Annotated in this window: 18 protein-coding genes, 1 rRNA gene, 1 riboswitch and 1 other annotated feature; of the genes, 5 read left to right on the forward strand and 14 right to left on the reverse strand. The window is 44.0% G+C overall.

All coding sequences use genetic code 11. The features are described from left to right. The 3 genes from BLS23_RS20480 to leuS form a co-directional block, all read right to left on the reverse strand. Positions 1-219: ribosomal RNA gene (locus BLS23_RS20480) — 16S ribosomal RNA — on the reverse strand; the annotation flags it as partial. Positions 220-672: 453 nt separating this feature from the next. Then, positions 673-984 (reverse strand): rhodanese-like domain-containing protein, encoded by a 312-nt coding sequence (locus BLS23_RS20485; protein ID WP_089654864.1) that lies wholly within the window; start codon positions 982-984, stop codon positions 673-675. Positions 985-1,106: 122 nt separating this feature from the next. Then, the gene (gene leuS / locus BLS23_RS20490; RefSeq protein WP_089654865.1) at positions 1,107-3,521 is read right to left on the reverse strand and encodes a leucine--tRNA ligase; all 2,415 of its coding nucleotides are present in this window, start codon (positions 3,519-3,521) and stop codon (positions 1,107-1,109) included. A gap of 51 nt (positions 3,522-3,572) precedes the next feature. After that, positions 3,573-3,787 (reverse strand) — a binding site (T-box leader). A gap of 127 nt (positions 3,788-3,914) precedes the next feature. Here leuS and mnmM point away from each other — a divergent pair. Next, positions 3,915-4,490, forward strand: coding sequence for a tRNA 5-(aminomethyl)-2-thiouridylate-methyltransferase MnmM (gene mnmM / locus BLS23_RS20495; protein WP_089654866.1), 576 nt, complete (start codon positions 3,915-3,917; stop codon positions 4,488-4,490). Positions 4,491-4,678: 188 nt separating this feature from the next. Here mnmM and BLS23_RS20500 read toward each other — a convergent pair whose 3' ends face one another. Together BLS23_RS20500 and BLS23_RS20505 are read right to left on the reverse strand one after the other, a co-directional pair. Next, entirely contained in the window at positions 4,679-5,755 is a 1,077-nt protein-coding gene (locus BLS23_RS20500; RefSeq protein ID WP_279615140.1) for a tetraprenyl-beta-curcumene synthase family protein, read from the reverse strand. A gap of 20 nt (positions 5,756-5,775) precedes the next feature. Further along, a complete protein-coding gene (locus tag BLS23_RS20505; protein ID WP_089654868.1) occupies positions 5,776-6,552 on the reverse strand; it encodes an alpha/beta hydrolase in 777 nt (258 codons plus the stop codon). A 59-nt stretch (positions 6,553-6,611) separates the two neighbouring features. Between BLS23_RS20505 and BLS23_RS20510 the strand changes: the two genes are divergently transcribed. Continuing rightward, positions 6,612-7,127 carry a gamma carbonic anhydrase gene (locus tag BLS23_RS20510; protein ID WP_089654869.1) on the forward strand — a complete coding sequence of 172 codons (516 nt, stop codon included), beginning with the start codon at positions 6,612-6,614 and terminating at the stop codon, positions 7,125-7,127. A 66-nt stretch (positions 7,128-7,193) separates the two neighbouring features. Here BLS23_RS20510 and metK read toward each other — a convergent pair whose 3' ends face one another. After that, positions 7,194-8,390: a methionine adenosyltransferase gene (gene metK, locus BLS23_RS20515; RefSeq protein ID WP_089654870.1), complete on the reverse strand. Its 1,197-nt coding sequence runs from the start codon at positions 8,388-8,390 to the stop codon at positions 7,194-7,196. Between the two features lie 283 nt (positions 8,391-8,673). Continuing rightward, positions 8,674-8,784: riboswitch (SAM riboswitch) on the reverse strand. 1,010 nt (positions 8,785-9,794) lie between these two features. On the opposite strand from metK, the gene pckA reads away from it, so the two are divergent. Next, entirely contained in the window at positions 9,795-11,387 is a 1,593-nt protein-coding gene (gene pckA, locus BLS23_RS20525; RefSeq protein ID WP_089654872.1) for a phosphoenolpyruvate carboxykinase (ATP), read from the forward strand. Positions 11,388-12,064: 677 nt separating this feature from the next. Here pckA and ytkD read toward each other — a convergent pair. Further along, positions 12,065-12,532 (reverse strand): RNA deprotection pyrophosphohydrolase, encoded by a 468-nt coding sequence (gene ytkD / locus BLS23_RS20530; protein WP_089654873.1) that lies wholly within the window; start codon positions 12,530-12,532, stop codon positions 12,065-12,067. Positions 12,533-12,735: 203 nt separating this feature from the next. Between ytkD and BLS23_RS20535 the strand changes: the two genes are divergently transcribed. Continuing rightward, complete coding sequence (locus BLS23_RS20535; RefSeq protein WP_089654874.1) at positions 12,736-13,557, forward strand: DUF6612 family protein; 822 nt, start codon at positions 12,736-12,738, stop codon at positions 13,555-13,557. Positions 13,558-13,598: 41 nt separating this feature from the next. Here the strand turns inward: BLS23_RS20535 and BLS23_RS20540 are convergent, their stop codons facing one another. From BLS23_RS20540 to BLS23_RS20570, 7 genes are all read right to left on the reverse strand, one after another. Then, on the reverse strand, positions 13,599-13,910 hold the full coding sequence (locus tag BLS23_RS20540; RefSeq protein WP_089654875.1) for a hydrolase: 312 nt from the start codon (positions 13,908-13,910) through the stop codon (positions 13,599-13,601). A gap of 46 nt (positions 13,911-13,956) precedes the next feature. After that, positions 13,957-15,069, reverse strand: coding sequence for an o-succinylbenzoate synthase (gene menC / locus BLS23_RS20545; RefSeq protein WP_089654876.1), 1,113 nt, complete (start codon positions 15,067-15,069; stop codon positions 13,957-13,959). Next, a complete protein-coding gene (locus BLS23_RS20550; RefSeq protein WP_089654877.1) occupies positions 15,066-16,529 on the reverse strand; it encodes an o-succinylbenzoate--CoA ligase in 1,464 nt (487 codons plus the stop codon). Before BLS23_RS20550 ends, menC begins: the two co-directional genes overlap by 4 nt. A gap of 108 nt (positions 16,530-16,637) precedes the next feature. After that, positions 16,638-17,456, reverse strand: a complete 819-nt coding sequence (gene menB, locus BLS23_RS20555) for a 1,4-dihydroxy-2-naphthoyl-CoA synthase (protein ID WP_089654878.1) — start codon at positions 17,454-17,456, stop codon at positions 16,638-16,640. 66 nt (positions 17,457-17,522) lie between these two features. Next, a complete protein-coding gene (menH, locus tag BLS23_RS20560) occupies positions 17,523-18,314 on the reverse strand; it encodes a 2-succinyl-6-hydroxy-2,4-cyclohexadiene-1-carboxylate synthase (protein ID WP_244157290.1) in 792 nt (263 codons plus the stop codon). Positions 18,315-18,316: 2 nt separating this feature from the next. Further along, positions 18,317-20,053, reverse strand: a complete 1,737-nt coding sequence (gene menD / locus BLS23_RS20565; RefSeq protein ID WP_089654880.1) for a 2-succinyl-5-enolpyruvyl-6-hydroxy-3-cyclohexene-1-carboxylic-acid synthase — start codon at positions 20,051-20,053, stop codon at positions 18,317-18,319. Continuing rightward, positions 20,041-21,444, reverse strand: coding sequence for an isochorismate synthase (locus BLS23_RS20570; RefSeq protein WP_089654881.1), 1,404 nt, complete (start codon positions 21,442-21,444; stop codon positions 20,041-20,043). The genes menD and BLS23_RS20570 overlap by 13 nt, the downstream gene beginning before the upstream one ends. Before the next feature lie 227 nt (positions 21,445-21,671). Between BLS23_RS20570 and BLS23_RS20575 the strand changes: the two genes are divergently transcribed. Continuing rightward, entirely contained in the window at positions 21,672-22,616 is a 945-nt protein-coding gene (locus tag BLS23_RS20575; protein WP_089654882.1) for a 1,4-dihydroxy-2-naphthoate polyprenyltransferase, read from the forward strand. Positions 22,617-22,877: the final 261 nt, after the last annotated feature.

Raw genomic sequence — 22,877 nt, forward strand, 5'->3', positions numbered from 1 at the left:
AACTTTCCTTCATGCGAAAGAAAGTATTACCCGGCATTAGCCCCGGTTTCCCGGGGTTATTCCGATCTTACAGGCAGGTTGCCCACGTGTTACTCACCCGTCCGCCGCTCGTTCCACGAGCTTCACCCCTAAGGGATCCACTCGCTTCCCGCGCTCGACTTGCATGTATTAGGCACGCCGCCAGCGTTCGTCCTGAGCCAGGATCAAACTCTCCATAAAAGTTAAGTTTGACTTGCTCATTTGCACACCGAATGTGCTTGTTTCAAATCTCTTCTATAAAGAAGAAATGTTTTGACGTACTGGTTGGTTCGTTCAGTTTTCAAAGATCAAATACTGCCTTACCCGACAGTAATCAAATTCTAGCATAATTGACTATATATCGTCAATAGCTTTCATAGAATTTGTTGAAATAAATCTCTTGATGAGATGTTTTGTGCGCTGCTGAATAAGCAACGGTATCTATAATACACGGTGAACTTTTCCTCGTCAATAGTTTTATAGAATTTCTTTTTGTAATTACAAATGCCATTAAGAAACGGATAACATAAAAGCCCCTTCTATATAGAAAGGGCTGCTTTAATGTAGATGTCATAACTCTTAAGGTATGAGGTATAGAAGTGTTGTAAAAAATATCATTGGTTGAAGCTTACCGCATAATAATCAACGACTGTGTTAAAAAACGAGCTCCCCCTGCCATTTCAACATTCCGCCTTCCATGTTTTGTACGTTCCCGAATCCTCGTTCTTTCATGAATTCGGCAGCGTTCATGCTGCGGCGACCCGAACGGCAAATCATCACATACTCTTGATCTTTAGGCAGGCTCTCAATTTTTTCAGGAATATCCCCAAGACGTATATGCTTAGCATTCGGTACCATTCCTTGTGAAACTTCTTCATCTTCTCTTACATCAATTATGGTAAAGTCATCATTATTGTTGATTTTCTCTTCCACTTGTTGGGGCGTGATCTCTTTAATTTGATTCATTTTCATCCCTCCATATTAATCGTTTGCACATTTATTTTAATTTACTGTTAATTAAAGTCAAGGCATATGATCACTAACAAATAAAGCACCCTGCTCATAAAAACAGGGTGCTTACAAATCATTTAATTGGCTACGATGTTGACTAGCTTTCCTGGTACAGCGATGACTTTCCTAACTGTCTTTCCTTCTAACCACTGCTTAACGTCTGCATTTTCAAGTGCTTGCTTTTCGAGATCTTCTTTGGAAGCCTCTTTATTCACCATCATTTTCGCACGCACTTTACCCATAACCTGGACAACGATTTCCACTTCATCTTCTACAAGTTTGGATTCATCAAACGTTGGCCAAGGCTGATAACTGATCGTTTCAGAGTGACCAAGCTTTTGCCACAATTCTTCTGCAAGGTGTGGAGCGACTGGAGAAAGAAGTTTAACAAAACCTTCTACATACTCTTTTGGTAAAACGTCTGCTTTATACCCATCATTGATAAAGACCATCATTTGAGAGATTCCTGTATTGAAACGAAGGGCTTCAAAGTTTTCCGTCACTTTTTTAACGGTTTCATGATAGACCTTTTCCAACGTTGTATCATCAGTATTTTCTTTGACCGCCTCGGATAATTCGCCCTCGGTAACGAATAATCTCCATACTCGATCAAGGAATCGACGCGCCCCATCCAAGCCATTTTCAGACCATGCGACAGAAGCATCAAGCGGTCCCATGAACATTTCGTAAAGCCTCAAGGTGTCTGCACCGTGAGAATAAACGATATCATCTGGATTGACAACATTCCCTTTGGACTTACTCATTTTTTCATTATTCTCACCAAGAATCATGCCTTGGTTGAATAGCTTTTGGAAGGGTTCTTTCGTTGGTACGACTCCAGCATCGTACAGGACTTTGTGCCAGAAACGTGCATACAACAAGTGAAGAACGGCGTGCTCAGCACCACCAATATACACATCGACCGGAAGCCATTTTTTCAATGCTTCATAATCAGCGAACGTTTCCTCATTATTCGCATCAATATAACGCAGGTAATACCAGCAGCTACCTGCCCATTGAGGCATCGTGTTCGTTTCCCTGCGCCCCTTCATCCCTGTTTCAGGATCCACGACATTGACCCATTCATCAATATTAGCAAGTGGTGATTCCCCTGTGCCGGATGGTTTAATTTCCGTCGTTTTCGGAAGTTCGACAGGTAGTTCATCTTCTTTGACTGCGGTAATCGATCCGTCTTCCCAGTGGATGACAGGAATCGGCTCACCCCAATAACGCTGACGGCTGAAGAGCCAGTCACGAAGGCGGTAAGTCGTTTGTTTCTGACCTTTACCGTTTTCTTCAAGCCATTGGATCGCTTTTTCGATCGCTTCATCTTTCCCAAGACCGTTCAAGAAGTCAGAGTTGATGTGCGGACCATCCCCTGTGTACGCTTCTTCCTCGACATTCCCACCCTCTACGACTGGAATGATTGGAAGGTCAAATTTCTGAGCGAACTCAAAGTCTCTTTCATCATGAGCAGGGACCGCCATAATGGCACCACTGCCATAGCTCATCAATACATAATCAGCTACCCAGATTGGAAGTTTTTCACCATTGATCGGATTGATCGCATAAGAACCCGTGAATACCCCTGATTTATCCTTAGCCAAATCCGTACGCTCAAGATCACTCTTGTTTTGAGCTTTTTCGATATACGTAGATACGGCATCTTTCTGTTCAGATGTGACGATTTCATCGACCAGTGGATGTTCTGGCGCGACAACAGCATAAGTTGCACCGAATAATGTATCTGGACGAGTGGTAAACACATCGAAAGATTGGTCAAAACCATCAATTTCAAAAGTGACCTCTGCCCCTTCTGACTTTCCGATCCAATTTCTTTGCATATCTTTAATGCTTTCCGGCCAATCCAAATCTTCCAAGTCTTCAAGAAGACGATCTGCATAAGCTGTAATCTTCAGCATCCACTGCTTCATCGGGCGTCGTTCTACGGGGTGATCTCCTCGTTCACTCCGACCATCGATAACTTCCTCGTTGGCAAGAACCGTACCAAGAGCAGGACACCAGTTCACGGCAACTTCGTCAATATAGGCCAGACCCTTTTCATATAGTTTCAAAAAGATCCATTGCGTCCATTTATAATAATCAGGGTCTGTCGTATTCACTTCTCGATCCCAATCATAAGAGAAACCTAGTTCTTGTATTTGCCGACGGAAGGTGTCGATGTTTTGTTTTGTAAATTCTTCAGGATCATTTCCTGTATCCAGTGCATACTGTTCTGCTGGAAGGCCGAAAGCGTCCCAACCAATCGGATGAAGCACTTCATATCCTTGCATACGCTTCATACGAGAAAGAATGTCTGTAGCGGTGTATCCTTCCGGGTGTCCAACGTGTAGACCTGCACCTGATGGATAAGGGAACATATCCAATGCATAGAATTTCTCTTTGTCTGAATAGCTGTCTGTCTTGAACGTCTTTTCTTCAAGCCAGTATTTTTGCCATTTCTTTTCAATGGTCTTATGATCAAAAGCCATTTCATTGCCTCCTCATAATCTCTCTAAAAATATAAAAAGCCCCTCATCCCAGTATGGGACGAGAGGCTTGATTCCCGCGGTACCACCCAAATTAACACATATGTGTTCAACTTGACGTCAATAACGGCGACCACACCGGCAGAAACTACTTTCGTTCACTTCTGCGACATCCAAGGCGAGTTCATGATTTTCAAGGACAGCTTCCACCAGCCGCTGCCTCTCTATCACTTGAAAGAATCACTACTACTCCTTTTCAACGTCATACTATTATAACCGTATATTAATGAATGAAAACAGCTTTGTCAAGCGGCATCCACCCAACTGGTCGTCCATCTACAAGAAAGGGCTATTCGTGCTACAATACTAAAAATCAATACTATTGGAGGATGTAACATGACGATTGAACGAATTTTAGACTATGCCCATTCATTGATGAAAAAAACGATAGAACCTGGAGATGCCGTTATAGATGGAACGTGCGGCAACGGTTACGATACTGCTTTTCTAGCTGAACTTGTGGGAGAGCAAGGACATGTGTATGCCTTTGATGTGCAGGAAAAAGCCATCTCAAACACCCAAGAGCGATTAAAAGAACATGGGCTTGCAAACCATACAAGCCTTATCCATGATTCCCATGCACACGTCCAACAATACCTACAGGAAAAAGATCAAAACAACATATCCGCAGCCATTTACAATTTAGGTTATTTGCCAGGCAGTGATAAAAGTGTGGTGACCAAGCCTGAAGGGACGATCCAGTCGGTCGAAAACGTACTAGCTACTTTAAAAAAAGGGGGACTGGTGGTTTTAGTGGTATATCATGGTCACCCCGGGGGAGCTGAAGAGAAAGATGCCATCCTGGAGTATGTGTCAGAGTTAGATTCCAAACACTATCAAGTCCTTCATTACGGATTTATCAATAAGAAGAGAACACCCCCTTTTATCTTAGCTATCGAGAAACTTTCATAAGAACCAAAGCGCAAACACTCCGGGAGATACGAAACGAATAAGCCAAACGAGTGGTGAGAACAATTTTCCTCCCGCAAGACTGGATGGATAACGCAAGTAGCAAGTCTCTCTAGCGAACACCGCTCCTCAGGACCATTTGTTCACACCTGAATTTTATAATTTCCTATGAAAAGAAAAAGCCTGGTCGGTTATATTTCCCGCCCAGGCTTTAATTTATGGTACATTTTTGTATTGTAATAAAAGAATGTCGCTTTCTTGCCACTCACTTTCAACATTTCTTTCACAAAGCTTTTAGCATTTGAAAGCTTGCCTACTTTACGATCAGCTAAATACATCCCAACCAGGCCTTCATGAATCATTTGGTGAAAGGGTGCATCTGGAAGCCTTTGAATTTCCTCGTGCGTCCTTTCAACAAAATACCGGAAACGATTTTTCATTTCTTCCTCATGATCGTAGTACGCACAGAAATTCAAATCTCCCTCTTTTTCATCTTCTTCTTGATCAATGTAGTAATCAAGCAAGATATGTAATCCTTGCATATATGGAAAGTAACTTCTTTCAATTTGATTGGATAACGTTGCATCCATCTTTCCACTCAACGTATAGGAAACAAGACAAAAAATTCCTAGTGTAGATCCGGTACATGCCGAAAATTCATACCAGCTAAGCTCTGGCCATTCTTTTTGATAGCGCTTGAACCAATTTTGTAGTCTTGGAATTCTCTCATTTTCGATTACATGCTTATGAACTTGCAGATCACCATATAACTTACCTAACTTTATCGCTTGTTTCTTGACGGTGTGATAGTCTTCCGCCTCGGAAAGGACTTGTTGACACGTTTTCACAAGGTCATGGAGGTATCCTCCATCATCCTGCTCCTCACGATATTGATAATAATCTTGTAATGGGTTACCTGGTGTCAAGGCGTCGATCATGGATTCATGCAGCATGCGGAAATCGTCAGGGTCCATGGAGGTGCTCCGGTCACAAAGGTTGTCCAAGTAGTCACTGATGGTTTGATAAGCAACGATGAAGCGAATGGCCTGTTTATCGTTGCCACGGGAGAGAACAGAATAAATAGATCCCCCTTCACAGTGAAACGTTTTTTCTTCGATACTCGCCAATGCTTGACTTCTGAGTTCTTCGTCAGGAATCAATTTCGCCCTTTCAATCCAGTAAGACAATTCATTGTGAACAGCAGGAAAAACATTTCGATACACTCTGTACATCAAAAGAATGGCGTTGCCTGGGACTGCACGTGTCAAAAGAAATCCTCCTTGCCCGTTTACTTTAGATGATCCTCTAAAAAGGAATACGTATGTTGATAGACATCTTTCCATTCCGGCTCATTATAAATTTCATGATAAAGACCCGGCCATTGTTTATATCTTTTTTCTTTTATTTGAACTCGGTCAAACCATTCAGCTGTCTTCTCTATTTTCACCATATAATCGTCTTCGGCCTGCATCAGTAATAATGGGATATCAGGAAAGCGTTGAATATCAGAGAACGCTTCTCTCGTCGCTTTTTGAAATTCACGATACCAGCGAACAGAAACTTTATCAATAATCAAAGGATCTTGTTGAAACTCTATAATTTTATCCTTATCACGTGTGATATATTCGGGATCTTGCGGAGCCTTGATTCTTAATGATGGAAAAAAAGTGTTTAAAACATACGACACGACTTCCATGGGCAGACTCGCTTTTTTCAGAAGTCCCAGTGCAGGAGAAGAGAGAATGACGCCATCCACCTTTGGTTGAGCAATTTCCATCGTCCTCACAACCGCAAGGCCTCCCATACTATGACCCATTAAAAATATTTTCTTATCGGGGTCCGCCTGTTGGATCCACATCATAATGGTATTGACATAATCCTGAAAAGAACGGATGTGCCCACTCTTTCCTGAAGAACGCCCCTGACCTGGCAGATCGCCGTAAATAACAGAGTACTCATCCTTTTGTAGTTGGTCGACCAGTTCATGATACCGCCCTGAATGTTCAAAGGCTCCATGAACGAGCACAACCGTAGCACGATCATTGACTGATTCTACTTTCTTCACAGCATCTCCCTCTTTTCTTCTGCTATACTATCAATAGTAATAGTATAAGGGGGTTTTTCATGATTTGCGAATATAAAGGAAAGGTACCTGACATTCACCCAAGCGCCTATGTTGCAGAAGATGCGGTGATTACTGGGGATGTAACCATTCAAGAAAAAGCCAGTGTTTGGTTTAAGACCGTGATTAGAGGAGATGTTGCTCCCGTACATATTGGTAAGAACACGAATATTCAAGATTTAAGCCTCTTACACCAGAGTCCAGACAAGCCTTTAATCATTGAAGATGGGGTAACCGTCGGCCATCAAGTCACTCTCCATTCTGCCCATATAAAAGAAAACGCTCTGATCGGCATGGGATCTCTTATTTTGGATGGCGCTGTTATTGGAGAACAAGCTTTTATCGGAGCCGGGAGCCTTGTCCCCCCTGGGAAAGTGATTCCACCAAATACTCTCGCTTTCGGTCGTCCGGCCAAAGTCATAAGAGAACTGAATGAAGAAGACATAAAAGAACTGAACCGGATAAGAAAGAGTTATGTAGAAAAAGGGCAATATTATAAAGAAATACGAGGATCATGAGTTTACAAACCGTTCATTTTAAAGCTAAAAAACCGTTCCAAACCAAAGTTTGGAACGGTTTTTTCCTTATTGACAGCGTGCCTTCAATTCTTCCGCTTTATCTGTGCGCTCCCAAGGGAACTCCACATCTGTACGTCCAAAATGACCATAAGCAGCCGTTTGGCGATAAATAGGACGGCGCAGATCTAACATCTTGATGATGCCGGCTGGACGTAAGTCGAATAGTTCACGTACAGCTTCTACTAACTGCTCCTCAGAAACAGTACCTGTTCCATTTGTATTAATGGCAATAGAAACAGGCTGCGCCACACCGATGGCATAAGCAAGCTGAACTTCTACTGAATCCGCCAGTCCAGCAGCTACGATATTTTTCGCAACATACCGAGCAGCATAAGCAGCAGAACGGTCCACTTTCGTAGCGTCCTTACCACTGAAAGCTCCCCCGCCATGACGAGCATAGCCACCATACGTGTCCACGATGATCTTTCTTCCGGTTAGCCCGGCGTCACCTTGTGGACCTCCAATGACGAAGCGTCCGGTCGGGTTAATAAAGTATTTCGTTTGTTCATCAATATATCCTTCAGGCACAATCGGCTCGATCACATATTTTTTCAAATCTGCCTGGATTTGTTGCAGCGTCACTTCTTCCGCATGCTGGGTAGAAATAACGATTGTATCCACGCGGACAGGTTGATCGTTCTCGTCGTACTCTACTGTCACTTGTGTTTTTCCATCTGGACGAAGATAATCGAGCGTGCCATCATTTCTAACATCAGATAGACGTTTAGAGAGTTTATGAGCTAAGGAGATTGGCAGAGGCATCAATTCTTTGGTTTCATTATTAGCAAAACCAAACATCAATCCCTGGTCTCCTGCACCAATCGATTCAATTTCATCATCACTCATTTTCCCTTCACGGGATTCAAGAGCAACGTCCACGCCTCCTGCGATATCAGGAGATTGTTCATCAATCGCTGTCAGGACCGCACATGTATCTGCATCAAACCCGTACTTCGCACGAGTATAACCGATATCTTTAATCGTCTGACGGACGATGGATGGAATATCCACATAAGTATTTGTACTAATCTCACCAGAAACTAATACAAGTCCCGTTGTCACTGTTGTCTCACATGCAACCCTCGCGTTGGGGTCGTTTTTTAAAATTTCATCTAAAATCGCATCAGAAATCTGGTCACAAATTTTGTCCGGATGTCCCTCGGTAACAGATTCTGATGTGAATAACCGGCGGTTTGCAGGCATTCTTAAAAACTCCTCCTTCTGTAAGTACAAAGTATTAGACGGAACTCTTTACCAGTATGTGTAGAAACTTTTATAAGTTTCATATATGTTCATGTTGCCTCTTTTCACAACCAATGGAGCATTTACATAGGAATATCTACAGGTTACCCTGTTCGAATATATTTCTTCATTAAAGGCTCTGTTCTTATTGAGGTGATGGATCGTTCTCATCCCCCTGTTTGGAAAAAAGCCTTATAAAAAGAAAAAACCTTTCCTATTCGAGGAAAGGGGCTGCTTCCTTTCGCTCTTATCGTCCAAGGAGCATGTCCTCCTTGCTTCAGGTTAGCACCGTGTCATGTCCATGACGGTTGCTGGGTTTCAAAGGGCCTGTCCCTCCACCAACTCTGGATAAGAGAGTATCCGTTCTCCGTTATCGTATCGAAAACCTTATTTAATGTCAATTGAATTCCACCTCTTTCAAAACCTATTCCTAACCCAGTAAACGTTTGAAAGAAATACACATATATTATTAGAACACTTTTTTCAATAAAAGAACAAAACTTGCTATTCCATATAAGCTCCCGATTGTGGAAGACTCAGTTTCGAGATGTTTCTTTGGTTCGTTGCCGGGTGGGGCGTCAGGGGTGGCTGGGAAGCTACTCGCTTTCCTGTGGGGGATGGCGAGCTTCCTCGGACTACGTCCTGCGGGATCTCGCCGATCTCCTTTCTCCCACGGGAGTCTCGCAGCTTCCCAACCACCCCATTCGATAAAGTGAGAAACGAACCCTTTCATCAAGAAGGACTGTCTTCCACTACCCCACTGTTAGAAGGAAGAATAGCTCTACATCAACCTCTCCTGTTCGAAGTGACCACTGGAGATAGGTTATATTATCCGATTCACTTCAGCATACAATCAGAGTTTCCGAGAAGTGGTTTCGAGACACTTACATGGCGGAGGGGAATGGGGAGACTCCTACCTTAAGTGTGCAGGCGCCTCGATCAGCGGCGTATGGACTGGACTGAGCTGGCGGAGATAAAGGAAACACGAAGAACGGAGTGATTCGATGTTGACTTATCGTACAGAAGCGAGGGAAGTCTCACTAGCCGCTAGGCGCCGGAACCGGATATTGAAGAGGAAAAAAGTGCATGGTGAGACCCCACAGGACGCAGTCCGAGGAGACTCACCGCGCTCCCGCGGAAAGCGACTCATTCCCCGCAGTCCCTATCCACGCAACACAAGTCTCGAAACTGAGTCTTCAAGAATTCTGCCAGATTGTTGAACAAAAGAGGGTGTTTGAAGTGTGATTTTTCTGAATAAATAAAATGTAAGCTTTTTCACGTATAGTATGGACTAAAGAATTCAATGTGTTATACTAATCTCACATTAGGTTGATCATAATTAATTGCAAAGGCGGGTCGACACATATGAGTACCATTAATCAAATGTCTGAACTGAATCTTTTACTTGCCCAAGAACATGTCCACCATCAGCTATCTGTTCCACACTTAGTGGAAAAGATTTTATACCGTAATGAAGGTACCCTGACAGAAAAAGGGGCCATCCAGGCAACGACGGGTACTTATACTGGTAGATCTCCGAAAGATAAATTCATCGTCCAGGATGATGTAACACGAGATAAAGTCCACTGGGGAGCTGTCAACCAGCCCATAGATGATCAAACGTTTGTAAAACTCTATCATAAAGTACTGGATTATTTAAAAGAACGGAATGAACTGTTTGTCTTTAAAGGCTATGCTGGGGCAGATGAAAAGCAGCGCCTTCCTCTTCAAGTACTTACAGAGTTCGCCTGGCACAACTTGTTCGCACAACAAATGTTCATTCGACCGGATGAACAAGAGATAGAAGATCATGAGGCGGAGTTTACTGTCGTATCAGCCCCAACCTTCAAAGCTGATCCGCAAATCGATGGAACAAACTCAGAAGCTTTCATCATGATTTCTTTTAAACACCGTATCGTTTTAATCGGCGGCACGGAATATGCAGGAGAAATTAAAAAGTCCATCTTTTCAGTCATGAACTATATCCTTCCTGAGAAGAACGTTCTCCCTATGCACTGCTCAGCGAACGTAGGTAAAGAAGGAGATGTGGCTTTATTCTTCGGCCTTTCAGGTACAGGGAAGACGACATTGTCAGCAGATCCACAACGTAGGTTGATTGGTGATGATGAACATGCATGGTCAAACTACGGGATTTTTAATATTGAGGGTGGGTGTTACGCAAAATGTATCAACCTTTCTCAAGAAAAAGAACCCCAAATCTTTGACGCCATCCACTTCGGCTCAGTCCTAGAAAACGTCGTGTTGGACCCACAAACCCACCAGCCCGACTACAATGACACAAGTCTCACTGAGAATACACGAGCGGCTTATCCATTAGAGCATATCGACAACACTGTACAACCAAGTATCGCCGGTCATCCGAATGCCATCATCTTTTTAACGGCTGACGCAACAGGTGTCCTTCCACCGATCAGTAAATTGACAAAAGAGCAGGCGATGTACCATTTCTTGAGTGGATATACGAGTAAACTAGCAGGAACTGAACGAGGAATCACAGAACCACAAGCTACTTTTTCTGCCTGCTTCGGTTCACCATTCCTCCCTCTCCCGCCTTCCACTTATGCAGAGATGCTTGGAGAAAAGATTGACCAATTTAATGCAGACGTTTATTTGGTCAACACAGGGTGGTCAGGAGGATCTTACGGAGAAGGGCAACGAATTAAATTGTCCTATACACGCTCCATGATTCATGCTGCACTTGAGGGAGAGTTAAGCTCTGCGGACACTTATCAAGATCCATTTTTTGGCTTGAATATTCCTACACACTGCCCTGGTGTCCCAGATGAAGTATTATTTCCTAGAAAAACATGGGCAGACGCTGATGCATATGATCAAAGTGCCAAATCTTTGGCCAGCAAGTTTCATGAAAACTTCAAGAAGTTCACATATGCAAGCGAAGATATCAAAAAAGCAGGACCGACCTACCACAGGTCATAACAATTGTTTCCTCATCTCCTCATATAAAAGAAGGCCCCGCTGGGCATCCCAGCGGGGCCTTCTCTATACCCTCCACCTAACACCATATACGCTCCCTTTTCTTGAAGACTCAGTTTCGAGATGTTTGTGTGAGTTTAGGGGCTCCGGGAAAAGGTTCGCTTTCCATGGGGCGGGCGCTGAGCCTCCTCAGGCTACGCCTTCCGGGGTCTCAGCTGTCCCGCACACCCCATAGGAGTCTCACCGTTTCCCTCCGCTCCTTGACCATAAGAGTATCTCGAAACCACTTCCAGAATAAGCGGCTTTCCATCTTGATGGAAGTGCGAGAATTGAACTCCCAGGCTATGTATTTGAATCCTTCAAGCTTGATATAGAGCGCTTTATACATATAACAGCGGGATAGTGGAAGGCAGTCGCTCTGGGCAAAGGAGTTCGTCTCTCACATTCATCGAATGGGGTGGTTGGGAAGCTGCGAGACTCCCGTGGGAGAAGGAGATAGGCGAGATCCCTTAGTGCAGCAGCCCGCCCGAGGAAGCTCGGCGCTCCCCCACAGGAAAGCGAGTAGCTTCCCAGCCACCCCTGACGCTCAACTCAGCAACGAACACCGAAACATCTCAAAATCAAGTCTTCAAGAATCCTGCCAGAAAGCTGAATAAACATAAGAAAAAAGGTAGAAAAGTTTAGTTGAACTTTTCTACCTTTTTCAAGCACTCCGGCAACACTTCATCTTTCATCATAAAGCTGAAACGATCATTCGATTTTAAATTACGCGGGAGGTGACGGAACAATACAGGTCCGTGCGTCTCAAAATAATGATCCTGATCATCGATTGAGTCAATCATTGCAAAATACACGTTTTTAATGACCGTCCCCCCTTTACCTTCTACATGATACTGACCAATGTAGGATAAATAAGAAATAACGGCTCCTGTCTCTTCTCTGACTTCTCGAACAGCGGCGTCTTCCGCTGATTCTCCCTCTTCCACTTTTCCACCTGGAAATTCGAGACCACGATCTTTATGTTTGGTGAGCAGCCATTGGTCCTTGTATCGGCATATCACCCACACGTGTTTCGGTGTCTCGGAAAAAGGATGATTCTCAAAAGATAACCGGACAGGGTTGTGGTAATAATCATAAAATGTTTTCATGTCTGCTCAACTGCCTTTAATCCTTGATATACGTTCTGTCTTTCACCTGTTTAAATCGTACCACAAGCCGCGCTAAATACAAACCGGTCAGCAGACAAACTTCTCTCTTTCCTGAATAATTTGTAAAAATATACAGAAACATGAAACGATCGATCCTTATCATTCGTACAAGACAGAAAGCAGAAAAAGAGAGGAGAGCAATAATGGCTAAGCGAACCTATGTAGCAATGGTCAGTCTGTTTTTGATTCTTTTGCTAAGTGCTTGTGGCAGTGCAGAAGGCAGCAAAATTGAAAAAATTATGTCGGAAGCTTCTGAAGTTAACAAAGACTTACAAAGTTATGCTGTTAAAACCGAGACTGAACAAGTCATAAAGATGGGCAAGCAAGGAAACAACGGACTTCCAGAAGGTGGGATCCCCATCCAATCCACCATCGATGCTGTTCATCAAGTTGAGCCTATGGCTTTTCACCAGACCATTGAATCTATGGGACAGACAACAGAGCAATACTATACAGACAAAGGCTTGTACATGACAAACCCTGCAGGTGACGGGTGGGTGAAAGCACCCGAGAAAGTCCTCGAACAACTTCAAGCCCTAAACGTGAATAGTCAAACACCAGCAGAACAAATGGAATTTCTAGAAGAATATACGGAAGATTTTCAATTAACGTCTGAAGAAGGTCATTATATTTTAACGTTCCAATCGGAAGGAGAAAATGTACAAAAGCTCATGGAAGATTCGCTAAAAGAAACTCTCCCTTCCGGTCAATTACCAGAGAAGTTGTTAGAAGGCTTGACTGTAAATGACCTCGAATACACGATGAAAATTGATCAAGACACATACTATCCTGAAATGTTCCATCTGGATATGAACCTTGAAATTGAGGAAGATGGAGAACAAGTCGAGTTAAAGCAATCCATATACAGTGAATTCAGCCGTTTTAACGAAATTGAAGAGATTGTCGTACCACAGAACATCCTTAATCAAGCAGAGGAAATGGAAGATATGCCTGGTTTATTCTGATGCAGCATACAGAACCGCTTCTTTTTCAAGAAGCGGTTCAATTATTCATTCAATACGCCCATCTCCGTGATATGATGTTTAGTCGTTTCATCTCCAAGATCATAAATCTTTTGAAACGCTTTTTTCATATCGAGATCCGCTTCATCGTTCGCCTGATCATTATGATAGGGATTAAACGGAACATGAGACCGCCAGAAAGATTCAGCATCCGCATTATAGATCTCATCGAACACTTCCCTAAGGGCTTTAACTTCTTCCTCTGTCGCGTAAATCGTGAAATCATCATTGTTCCCATCGTGATTTAAAGAAATTTCCCTTGTTCCCATATTGATATAATACTTATCCTTTTCCATCATTCACCCTCCTCTTCCTTAGTGTGAACCACGGAAGGGAAACCTATTACAGATGGAAAAATTCATGAAACGTCTCATAAGCAAGTGTTACTTCTTCCAGATATTCCTCATCCACATTTAATCCCATTCCCGTCTTCTTTGGAACCTCAATGGATCCTTCGTGCATTACAATCTCAGGGTGTACAAGGTCTTTATGAAAATACCTTGTCGAACCAGACAAATCGCCTGGAATCGTAAAGTTTGGTAGGGAAGCTAACGCAAGGTTATGTGCTTTGGAAATGCCTGATTCCACCATCCCGCCGCACCATACAGGAATTCCCCGCGATTGACAGAAGTCATGGATTTGTATCGCTGCTGTCAACCCGCCGACTCGACTGATTTTTATGTTGATGATTTGACAACTCTCCAGTTCAACCGCTTGGACGGCATCGTGAAAAGACATGATGGACTCATCCAAACAAATCGGGGTCTTCATTTCCTTTTGGAGCTTTTTATGCCAATAAAAGTCTCCTGCCGCAAAAGGCTGTTCAATCATTGTTAACCCATAATCATCTATCGAACGTAGATGACTCATATCCTCTGGATTATATTGACCATTGGCATCAATCATGATCGGAAGGTCCGGGTCGATTTGTTGTATGGTTTCAATCGCTTCCTTTTCTCTTCCCTTCACAACTTTCAATTTATATCTCTGAAAACCTTCTTCCTTCAGCATGGACACATCTTTTTCTACTGAATCCCCCAGGCTGATCACTGCCCCCGCACTTACGAATGAGCGGGTACCTCCAAGGAGATCGGCAAGGCTTTTTTCTGCTTGTTTTCCATATAGATCCCATAGAGCAGCTTCCAGTCCCGCTTTTGCCATCGGATGACCTTGCACTCCCTTACTTTCTTCTGCAAAATCAGAAGGGTGCTCCGCTCCATTTTTTAAAAGGAAAGGAATCAAGTAATCCTCAAGAATATGCCAAGCTGTATTTATCGTTTCATAGGTGTAAAAAGGGTCAGGAAATGCCGTCACTTCCCCGTAACCTATGCGTCCTGCATCATCTTTTACTTCTATAATGATAAGAGGACGTTCTTTCAGTTCAAATTGGTGAGTAACGAATGGAACTTTGAGTGGAAGGGAAACTTTTCTTAAACCAACTGATTGGATTCTCATTCGTCTCCTCCTTGCATGGAATAGGATGACAAATGTCTTCGTAATAGTTTGTTCGAGGCATTTCTCGGGAGTTCTTCGATCCAATGAACTTCTTTCGGACATTTATACTTTGCCAAATGCTTCCTACACCAGTCCAGCACTTCCTTTTCCGTCAGACCGGCCCCATCTTCAGCTACAATATACGCTGCAGGAACCTCTCCCCAATGTTCATCGAAACGACCGGTCACACCGGCTTCCCGTACACCCGGCAAGGATGATAACACGCTCTCGACCTCTGCAGGATAAATGTTTTCCCCCCCTGAAATGATCACGTCTTTCACTCGGTCAACGACATACAAAAATCCATCTTCATCTTCAAATCCGAGATCCCCCGTCCGCAAGTACGCGCCCTCTCTTTCCGGCCGGTTGTAGTACCCTTTTGATACCATCGGACCACGAACGATAATTTCACCAACTTCCCCTCTTTCCGTGCTGTCTATATACAAATGCGCAGGGCTTAAGGCTTTTCCTGCTGAACCTAGTTTGGAGAAAGCGAATTCCGGACTGAGAGTGGCGATTTGAGAGGAAGTCTCTGTCATCCCATAGGTTTGGAAAACGGGTATTCCTTTTGCAGATGTCTTTTTCAGCATAACTTCAGGAACAGGCCCTCCACCTAGAAGCATGCAGCGGAAGTGGTCTGGATACGTACCATCTTCAAGCACCTCGAGCAATCGCTGCAGCATAACGGTCACGACAGACACATGGGTAATTGCTTTATCCATAATAGCTTTATGAACCTTTCGAGCATCGAATTTTTCAAATAGCATGATCGGCATGCCGTAAACGACACTCTTCATTAAGATCGAAAAGCCACCAACATGAAATAAAGGTAAACAGTTCAACCACTTGTCCTTTTCCTGGACTCCTAAATTTAATGCAGAGGCGACGGCACTGTGCCAATGGTTTCCATACGTATGCATGACGGCCTTCGGATTTCCTGTCGTTCCTGAGGTGTACATCATCGTATAAACGTCATCGAGGTCGAGGTCTGTTTGAAGTTGGTGAAGACTTTCTTTCTTCTCTTCTACATGTTCAAGTGTACGCACATCAAGATTCATCTCTCTTACCGACTCTGTTGCCACCTGTAAGTGGTGTCCATCAGCATAAAAATGTGATACATGAGCATCTTCAAGCTGGTACGCAATTTCCGCCGGGGTCAGCCTCGTGTTCAAAAGAACGGCTACCGCCCCGACATAGCTGACGGCGTGAATGAAAACGGCGTACGTGGAACTGTTGCTTGCTAGTAAGGCTACATGGTCGTCCTGTTTCACCCCATTTCCCATAAGAGCATGGGCCATTCCACGGCTTCTTTCCCTTAGTTCAGAAAAACTGATGCTCCCACCATCTGATGTTTCAATCGCCGTACGCTGCGGATTTAACGCCGCCTGTTTATCTAACCAATGAGGAATACGTTCGCCCATTACAACCCTTCCTTTACTTAGTTCTGTTATTCTAACGCTCGAATCATAAAAGGGGCCATCCTTTCTACAGGATGCCCCTTCACACATGGTTTCATATATAGAGACGAATCAAGGAAAACGAGGGAACTGATCGAAGTCAGGCTTTCTTTTCTCCTTGAAGGCGTCGCGTCCTTCTTTGGCTTCCTCTGTTGTGTAGTACAACAATGTGGCGTCTCCACCCATTTGTTGAAGACCAGCTAAACCGTCTGTATCTGCATTGAAAGAAGCCTTCAAGAAACGTAAAGCAGTCGGAGACTTCTCAAGCATTTCACGACCCCATTGTACGGTTTCAGCTTCAAGATCTTCCAATGGTACAACTGTGTTTACTAGTCCCATTTCTTCCGCTTCTCTTGCAGAGTACTGACGGCACAAGTACCAAATTTCACGGGCTTTCTTATGACCGACGATACGTGCAAGCAATCCTGCACCATAACCAGCATCGAAGCTTCCCACTTTTGGTCCTGTCTGGCCGAAGATGGCGTTATCAGCAGCAATCGTTAAATCGCAAACGATATGTAATACATGTCCACCACCGATTGCATAACCGGAAACCATCGCTACCACTGGTTTTGGAATCACACGGATCAAACGTTGCAAATCAAGTACATTCAAACGAGGGATATGGTCATCACCTACATACCCTCCGTGGCCGCGTACTTTCTGATCTCCACCAGCACAGAAAGCATCATCGCCAGCTCCTGCAAGAACAATAACTCCAATTCTGGAGTCATCGCGAGCATAAGCAAAAGCATCAATTAACTCATGTACCGTTTGCGGACGGAAGGCATTACGAACTTCCGGACGGTTGATCGTGATTTTAGCAATCCCTTCAAATCTCTCGTACATAATATCTTCGTATTCGCGTTCACTAACCCAATCAAAAGACATAGTATTTCCTCCTTTTTCTACATTCAGTTCCTATATTCCTCATGAAAAAACGCTTTCTCACAATTTTCATTTTATCATGAAGCCATCTACAATTTTAGCAAAAATCCCAGGATTCTCAAGGTGGACGGTATGACCAGCATTTTCGACCACCCGATGAGTGGCTCTAGTGAAGCGTTCAGCCATATCCCTATTGATGTTTCGGAACTTCTCGTCTTCCTCTCCTGTCACTAATAAGACCGGGCACTTGAGGGAGGATAGCTGATCCCACCAGGAAGGCTGATGACCTGTTCCCATACCGAGAAGCGATTCAGAAAGACCATTAGCCGTCTGACTTAAACGTTCTTCTCTCAACGCTTTTTCCACATCATCAGGAAGGGATTGGTGCGAATCAAAGAGTGGGAGGCTTTCCCAGAAGTCTACGAACGATTCGACTCCTTCTTCCATCAATTTTTCCGACAATCCTTTATCTTTTGCTTGTCTCGCCAGCTGTTCTTCGGTTGTAGGTAAACCTGGAGAAGCACTTTCGAGTATTAATCGATCGACATATTCAGGGTAAAGCATAGCAAATGATAGAGCTGTTCTTCCACCCAAGGAATAACCAAGCAAGGACACCTTTTCTAATCCCAGCTGATCAAGAATAGCTTTGAGGTCCCGACAAAAACGTTCCATCGTTACAATACCAATCGAGCCTGTCCTTCCGTGACCTGGCAAATCCACTTTTAATAAGCGAAAAGGTTTTTCAAAACGGGAAGTAATGGAGTCAAAAGTTGAAGTGCGGCCCGTAAAACCGTGGAGCAGGAGGAGGGCTTGCCCTTCCCCTTCATCCTCGACCCAATATTCTCTTCCGTTCACCTTCATCCTCATAAACTCCCGCTCCATTCCAAAACCGCTTTTTCCACATTCGCCCAACGCTCTCTATGAAAGGCTACATGATCGTCACGGTTCGTCACCACTTCGACGACGTTTAGCCCTGGACTTTCATAACTTTCTACTAAGGCCCGTTTGTAAGATTCCCAAGTCGTCACTTTTCTGTGTGTGCCTCCATACATCCCGATGACAGGACCTAGATCTAGACCTAAAGGAGTACCAAAGAGCTCTTCAAAGTGATCAGGATGTTTGGATTGAGGCAGATAGGAAAATATGCCTCCTCCATCATTATTAATTACAACGATGGTCAATGGAATCTTCTTATTCTTTGCCATCCAAAGCCCATTCAAGTCATGATAGAAGGAGATATCTCCTAACAATAGCGTTGTATGTTTGCCTGTAGCAGCTGTTCCAATCGCTGTACTGATCACGCCATCGATGCCATTTGCTCCTCGATTCGCCATTAGCTGGACATTTTTTGGTGAAGCCATGAAGAAACTATCGACATCCCTGATCGGCATACTGTTGCCCACAAAGAAGTTGGAATCATCCGGCATCGTGTCTGCCAAATAAGCGACCGCATGCCCTTCATTGAGCGAATACCCAGGTTCAAATAGCATTTCATTTTTCGCTAAAACATTCATCTGCTGCCACGTGGAAAGCCATGAGGTTTCTACGTTCCCATCAGGCATAAAATCGGACAGGCTCTCACACAATTGGACAGGCTCACTCCAAATGAATGTCGCCCCGATGCCTGCCGGCTCACGAAATTCCTGCTGATCATCCACAACATAATGATCGATCTGTTCTTTGTATTCCTGGATCCATTTCAAGTACGCTTTGGATACAGGCATCGCTCCGAACCGTACGATGTAATCAGGCACGATTTGACCCTTAATTGTTTGTGACTTAAGCAGAGCATCGTAATTTTCAATGATATTCCTCTTATCATGGCTTCCTGTACGAAGCTGGGATAAAGGATCAGCAAATACAGGAACTCCGAGACGAGAGGCGAGGTGTGTAACTGCCTCAGCTAAGCGTGAATCCGTTTGTGGACCTACAACCAGTAACCCATTCTCTCCTTGAGCCAGCTGTTCAAATAATGACTTTACCTGATCGTCCGGCATCGCTAAACTTCCTCTCTGAGCTCTTGGAATTGGCTGGACGCTTCCACGCCATGCCTCTTCCAACTGGAAGTCTGGAATTAACGGTTCGCGAAATGGAATATTCAGATGTACAGGACCCTGCCCGGAAATTGCCTCTTCCATCGCTCTTGCCGCCTGTTGCCTCGCATAATGAAAGTTGTTTTCTTCTGGCAACGCTAGATCCTGATACCATTTAACATAACTACCATACATTTGGATTTGATTAATGGCTTGAGGCGCACCGACTTCTCTCAACTCATGCGGCCTGTCAGCGGTCAACACTACGAGAGGTACTCTACTGTAGAAAGCCTCGACAATTGCAGGATAATAGTTCGCAGCTGCCGTTCCAGACGTACAAACGAGTGCTACTGGCTTTTGTTCTTGCTTAGCTATCCCCAAAGCAAAAAAAGCAGCTGAGCGTTCATCAAGGTGAACCCAGTGATTCACCCCGGAATGCTCAGCAAAAGTCATGGCGAGGGGCGTAGACCTCGAACCTGGTGATATGACGACATGTTCGACACCCGAGAACACGAGTTGGTCTACAAAATGAGTCACATATTTCGTTAATGCTTCTACATGTCCCATTCTGATCCTCCCAATACATTCATCATCGGTTTTAGTTTGACCGCCGTTTCTGCATATTCCGCTTCAGGATCGGAATCTTCGACTACTCCACACCCAGCAAACAAAGAAGCTTCCTTTTGCTGAATGAGAGCGGAACGGATCGCTACTGCAAACTCACCGTTATCCTGGGCATCAAACCAACCGATTGGCCCAGCATACCAGCCTCTATTCAACGTTTCATGTGTACGAATGTACTCGACTGAAACTCGCTGCGGCATCCCGCCGAGAGCCGGAGTCGGATGCAGCTTTTCAATCACGTCAAGCAATGTGTAGCCTTGATCCAATACGGCTCTCACTGGTGTGTACAAATGCTGCAGGTTCCGGAGCGGATAAAGGACAGGTCCATTCGGTACTTCTACTTGACTGCTGCATGCTTCTACCGCTTCTTTAATCATTTCCACTACAAATTGATGCTCTTGAAGATTTTTAGGGTCTCCAAGCAATTCTTCCCCCAGCTTGAGATCTTCCTGCTCGGTCCTACCACGAGGGATTGTTCCTGCAAGACACGTAGACACAAGTTCACGGTCTTCCACTTTTGCAAGTCTCTCTGGAGTCGCACCAATAAAGTGATCCCCTTCACTTTCATAACAGAAAATATAGCTGTTTGGCTGAGTATCAGCCAGAGCTTTTAAAACAGCCGCGATCTGCACATCCTCTTTGAACGTGACGCGGAGTTCTCTTGCAAGGACGACTTTCTCCATCAACCCTGCTGTAATATCATCCGTCGCTTTCTTCACCGATTCTTTCCAAGCCTCAGGAGCAACCTCAAAGGTCTGATCAATGACAGGCAACGAACCGGACACCTCTCCTTCGTTAAGAAGAAGGTCCCGGTGATCTTGTATTTGATGAGCGATCTGCTGCTGATGATCTTCCGGAAAAATCAATGCATTGATGGTTAAATATGTTTCCCCATCCACTTTCGTTAACAGAAAAGCAGGAATCGTCATTTTACTGTCAGGAAAAGATTCCCATGGTGTATCCTCTTTTTGTTCAGGATCGAAACTGAAGCCGCCAAGAGCCACCATTCCTGTTCCTTTTTTATTGTAATCGTCATGCAGCATCGCATTTTCCTGCAGATGCTTCCATAGGGATTGGACTTCACGAAAACGTTGTTTACTTTTTGCATACAATTGACTGGCCTTCCCTATTCCGACCATGGTCAAATCATTTTCAGCACTCTGCCAAAACGAGCGGTGCTGATCAATATGCTGACCCGTTTCAAAAAATTGAAAGGGGTTTTGATCATCTATATGTTCAACTATACTAATAAAAAGAGGTTCCCCAAGATGATGTGCTTTCTGAAGAGCTTCCCCGACCATTTCTTCTATATGAGGGGCCTTCGTATGAAGCATATATATTCCTCCCATTCTTTAAGGGACGTTATCTACTCTCTCCACACACAGCGATTGATGCTTTTGTGTGTATGCATCACTCTCTATTTTATTCTCTTTTTTCTCTTGACTCAAGGAATCTTGCTTTAAAACCAACATTTTCTTACATTCATTGACACTCCGGGAGGGTTTCCCTAAAATTAAACTGTTATCATAACAAGAGTATAATGACAAGGGAGAGAACACCAATGAGCTCTGTTCAAAACCAAAACATAAAAGCTTCCTTGAATGAACGCGAAGGTTTCCAAGTATGGTGGCGTTTGCTTCGGCCACACACACTGACGGCTGCCTTTGTCCCTGTTTTTGTCGGGACAATGCTTGCTGCTATGGAACAAACAATCAACTTCTGGTTATTTGCAGCCATGTTGCTCGCCTCTATCCTCATTCAAGCAGCTACCAATATGTTTAATGAGTATTATGATTACAAGCGAGGCCTGGATAACGAAAATTCAGTCGGGATTGGGGGAACCATTGTCCGTGACGGAATCAATCCGAAGACCGTACTTTCGTTAGCCTATAGTTTCTTTATACTTGCAGGATTACTTGGCGTTTATATTTGCGCATCTTCAAGTTGGTGGATTGCTGTCATCGGTTTGGTTTCCATGCTGTTCGGCTATCTTTACACAGGCGGCCCATTACCGATCGCCTATACACCATTCGGTGAAATAACAGCAGGTTTTTTCATGGGGACCATCATTATCGGGATCAGTTATTTCATACAAACCCTGACTATTACCGCTGAAGTGATTATCGTTTCCGTTCCTGTGGCCATCTTCGTCGGTACCATTTTGTTAGCCAACAATATAAGAGACCGCGTCGGGGATGCCGAAAACGGAAGAAAAACGTTGGCTATACTTTTCGGCCACAAAGGATCTATTGTTTTCATAAGTTCACTTTTTGCAACTGCTTTTATATGGACAGGCGTATTGATCATTTTGGGCACACTACCTTTATGGTCATTAATTACCTTCTTTAGTGTAATAAAAGCAACGAAAGCCATTCAGGGATTTATAGGAAAAACGCAGCCACTGGAAATGATGCCTGCCATGAAAGCGACGGCCCAGACGAACACCATTTACGGTTTTCTTCTAGGACTATCCTTACTATTACACCTTAACTTCCCTCTTTCTTAAATGAGAGAACCAGAAAAAACACATCAAGAGAAACAAAAAAAGGATGGTACCCACCATCCTTTTTTATTATCACTAAAGCTCCCAATTGTGGAAGACTCAGTTTCGAGACTTTTGGTGAGTGCATGGGGCTTCGGGGAATAGCTCGCTTTCCGCGGGAGCGCGGTGAGCCTCCTCGGACTGCGTCTGAAGTGACCCCCAAGAGTTGGACACTTATCTAGCTCTGAGTTAAGGGGGATTCACCTTGAAAAAATTTACGAAAGA

The organism is Halobacillus aidingensis (assembly GCF_900104185.1).
In the GTDB taxonomy this organism is placed as follows: domain Bacteria; phylum Bacillota; class Bacilli; order Bacillales; family Halobacillaceae; genus Halobacillus; species Halobacillus aidingensis.

Bases quoted from the DNA above. Each gene is read 5' to 3' on its own strand.
- BLS23_RS20575 (WP_089654882.1), top strand. From the start codon at position 21,672: ATGAGCTCTGTTCAAAACCAAAACATAAAAGCTTCCTTGAATGAACGC.
- menD (WP_089654880.1), bottom strand. From the start codon at position 20,053: ATGGGACATGTAGAAGCATTAACGAAATATGTGACTCATTTTGTAGAC.
- BLS23_RS20510 (WP_089654869.1), top strand. From the start codon at position 6,612: ATGATTTGCGAATATAAAGGAAAGGTACCTGACATTCACCCAAGCGCC.
- pckA (WP_089654872.1), top strand. From the start codon at position 9,795: ATGAGTACCATTAATCAAATGTCTGAACTGAATCTTTTACTTGCCCAA.
- mnmM (WP_089654866.1), top strand. From the start codon at position 3,915: ATGACGATTGAACGAATTTTAGACTATGCCCATTCATTGATGAAAAAA.
- ytkD (WP_089654873.1), bottom strand. From the start codon at position 12,532: ATGAAAACATTTTATGATTATTACCACAACCCTGTCCGGTTATCTTTT.
- BLS23_RS20550 (WP_089654877.1), bottom strand. From the start codon at position 16,529: ATGGGCGAACGTATTCCTCATTGGTTAGATAAACAGGCGGCGTTAAAT.
- BLS23_RS20535 (WP_089654874.1), top strand. From the start codon at position 12,736: ATGGCTAAGCGAACCTATGTAGCAATGGTCAGTCTGTTTTTGATTCTT.
- menC (WP_089654876.1), bottom strand. From the start codon at position 15,069: ATGAGAATCCAATCAGTTGGTTTAAGAAAAGTTTCCCTTCCACTCAAA.
- metK (WP_089654870.1), bottom strand. From the start codon at position 8,390: ATGCCTGCAAACCGCCGGTTATTCACATCAGAATCTGTTACCGAGGGA.
- menB (WP_089654878.1), bottom strand. From the start codon at position 17,456: ATGTCTTTTGATTGGGTTAGTGAACGCGAATACGAAGATATTATGTAC.
- menH (WP_244157290.1), bottom strand. From the start codon at position 18,314: ATGAAGGTGAACGGAAGAGAATATTGGGTCGAGGATGAAGGGGAAGGG.
- leuS (WP_089654865.1), bottom strand. From the start codon at position 3,521: ATGGCTTTTGATCATAAGACCATTGAAAAGAAATGGCAAAAATACTGG.
- BLS23_RS20485 (WP_089654864.1), bottom strand. From the start codon at position 984: ATGAATCAAATTAAAGAGATCACGCCCCAACAAGTGGAAGAGAAAATC.
- BLS23_RS20540 (WP_089654875.1), bottom strand. From the start codon at position 13,910: ATGGAAAAGGATAAGTATTATATCAATATGGGAACAAGGGAAATTTCT.
- BLS23_RS20570 (WP_089654881.1), bottom strand. From the start codon at position 21,444: ATGCTTCATACGAAGGCCCCTCATATAGAAGAAATGGTCGGGGAAGCT.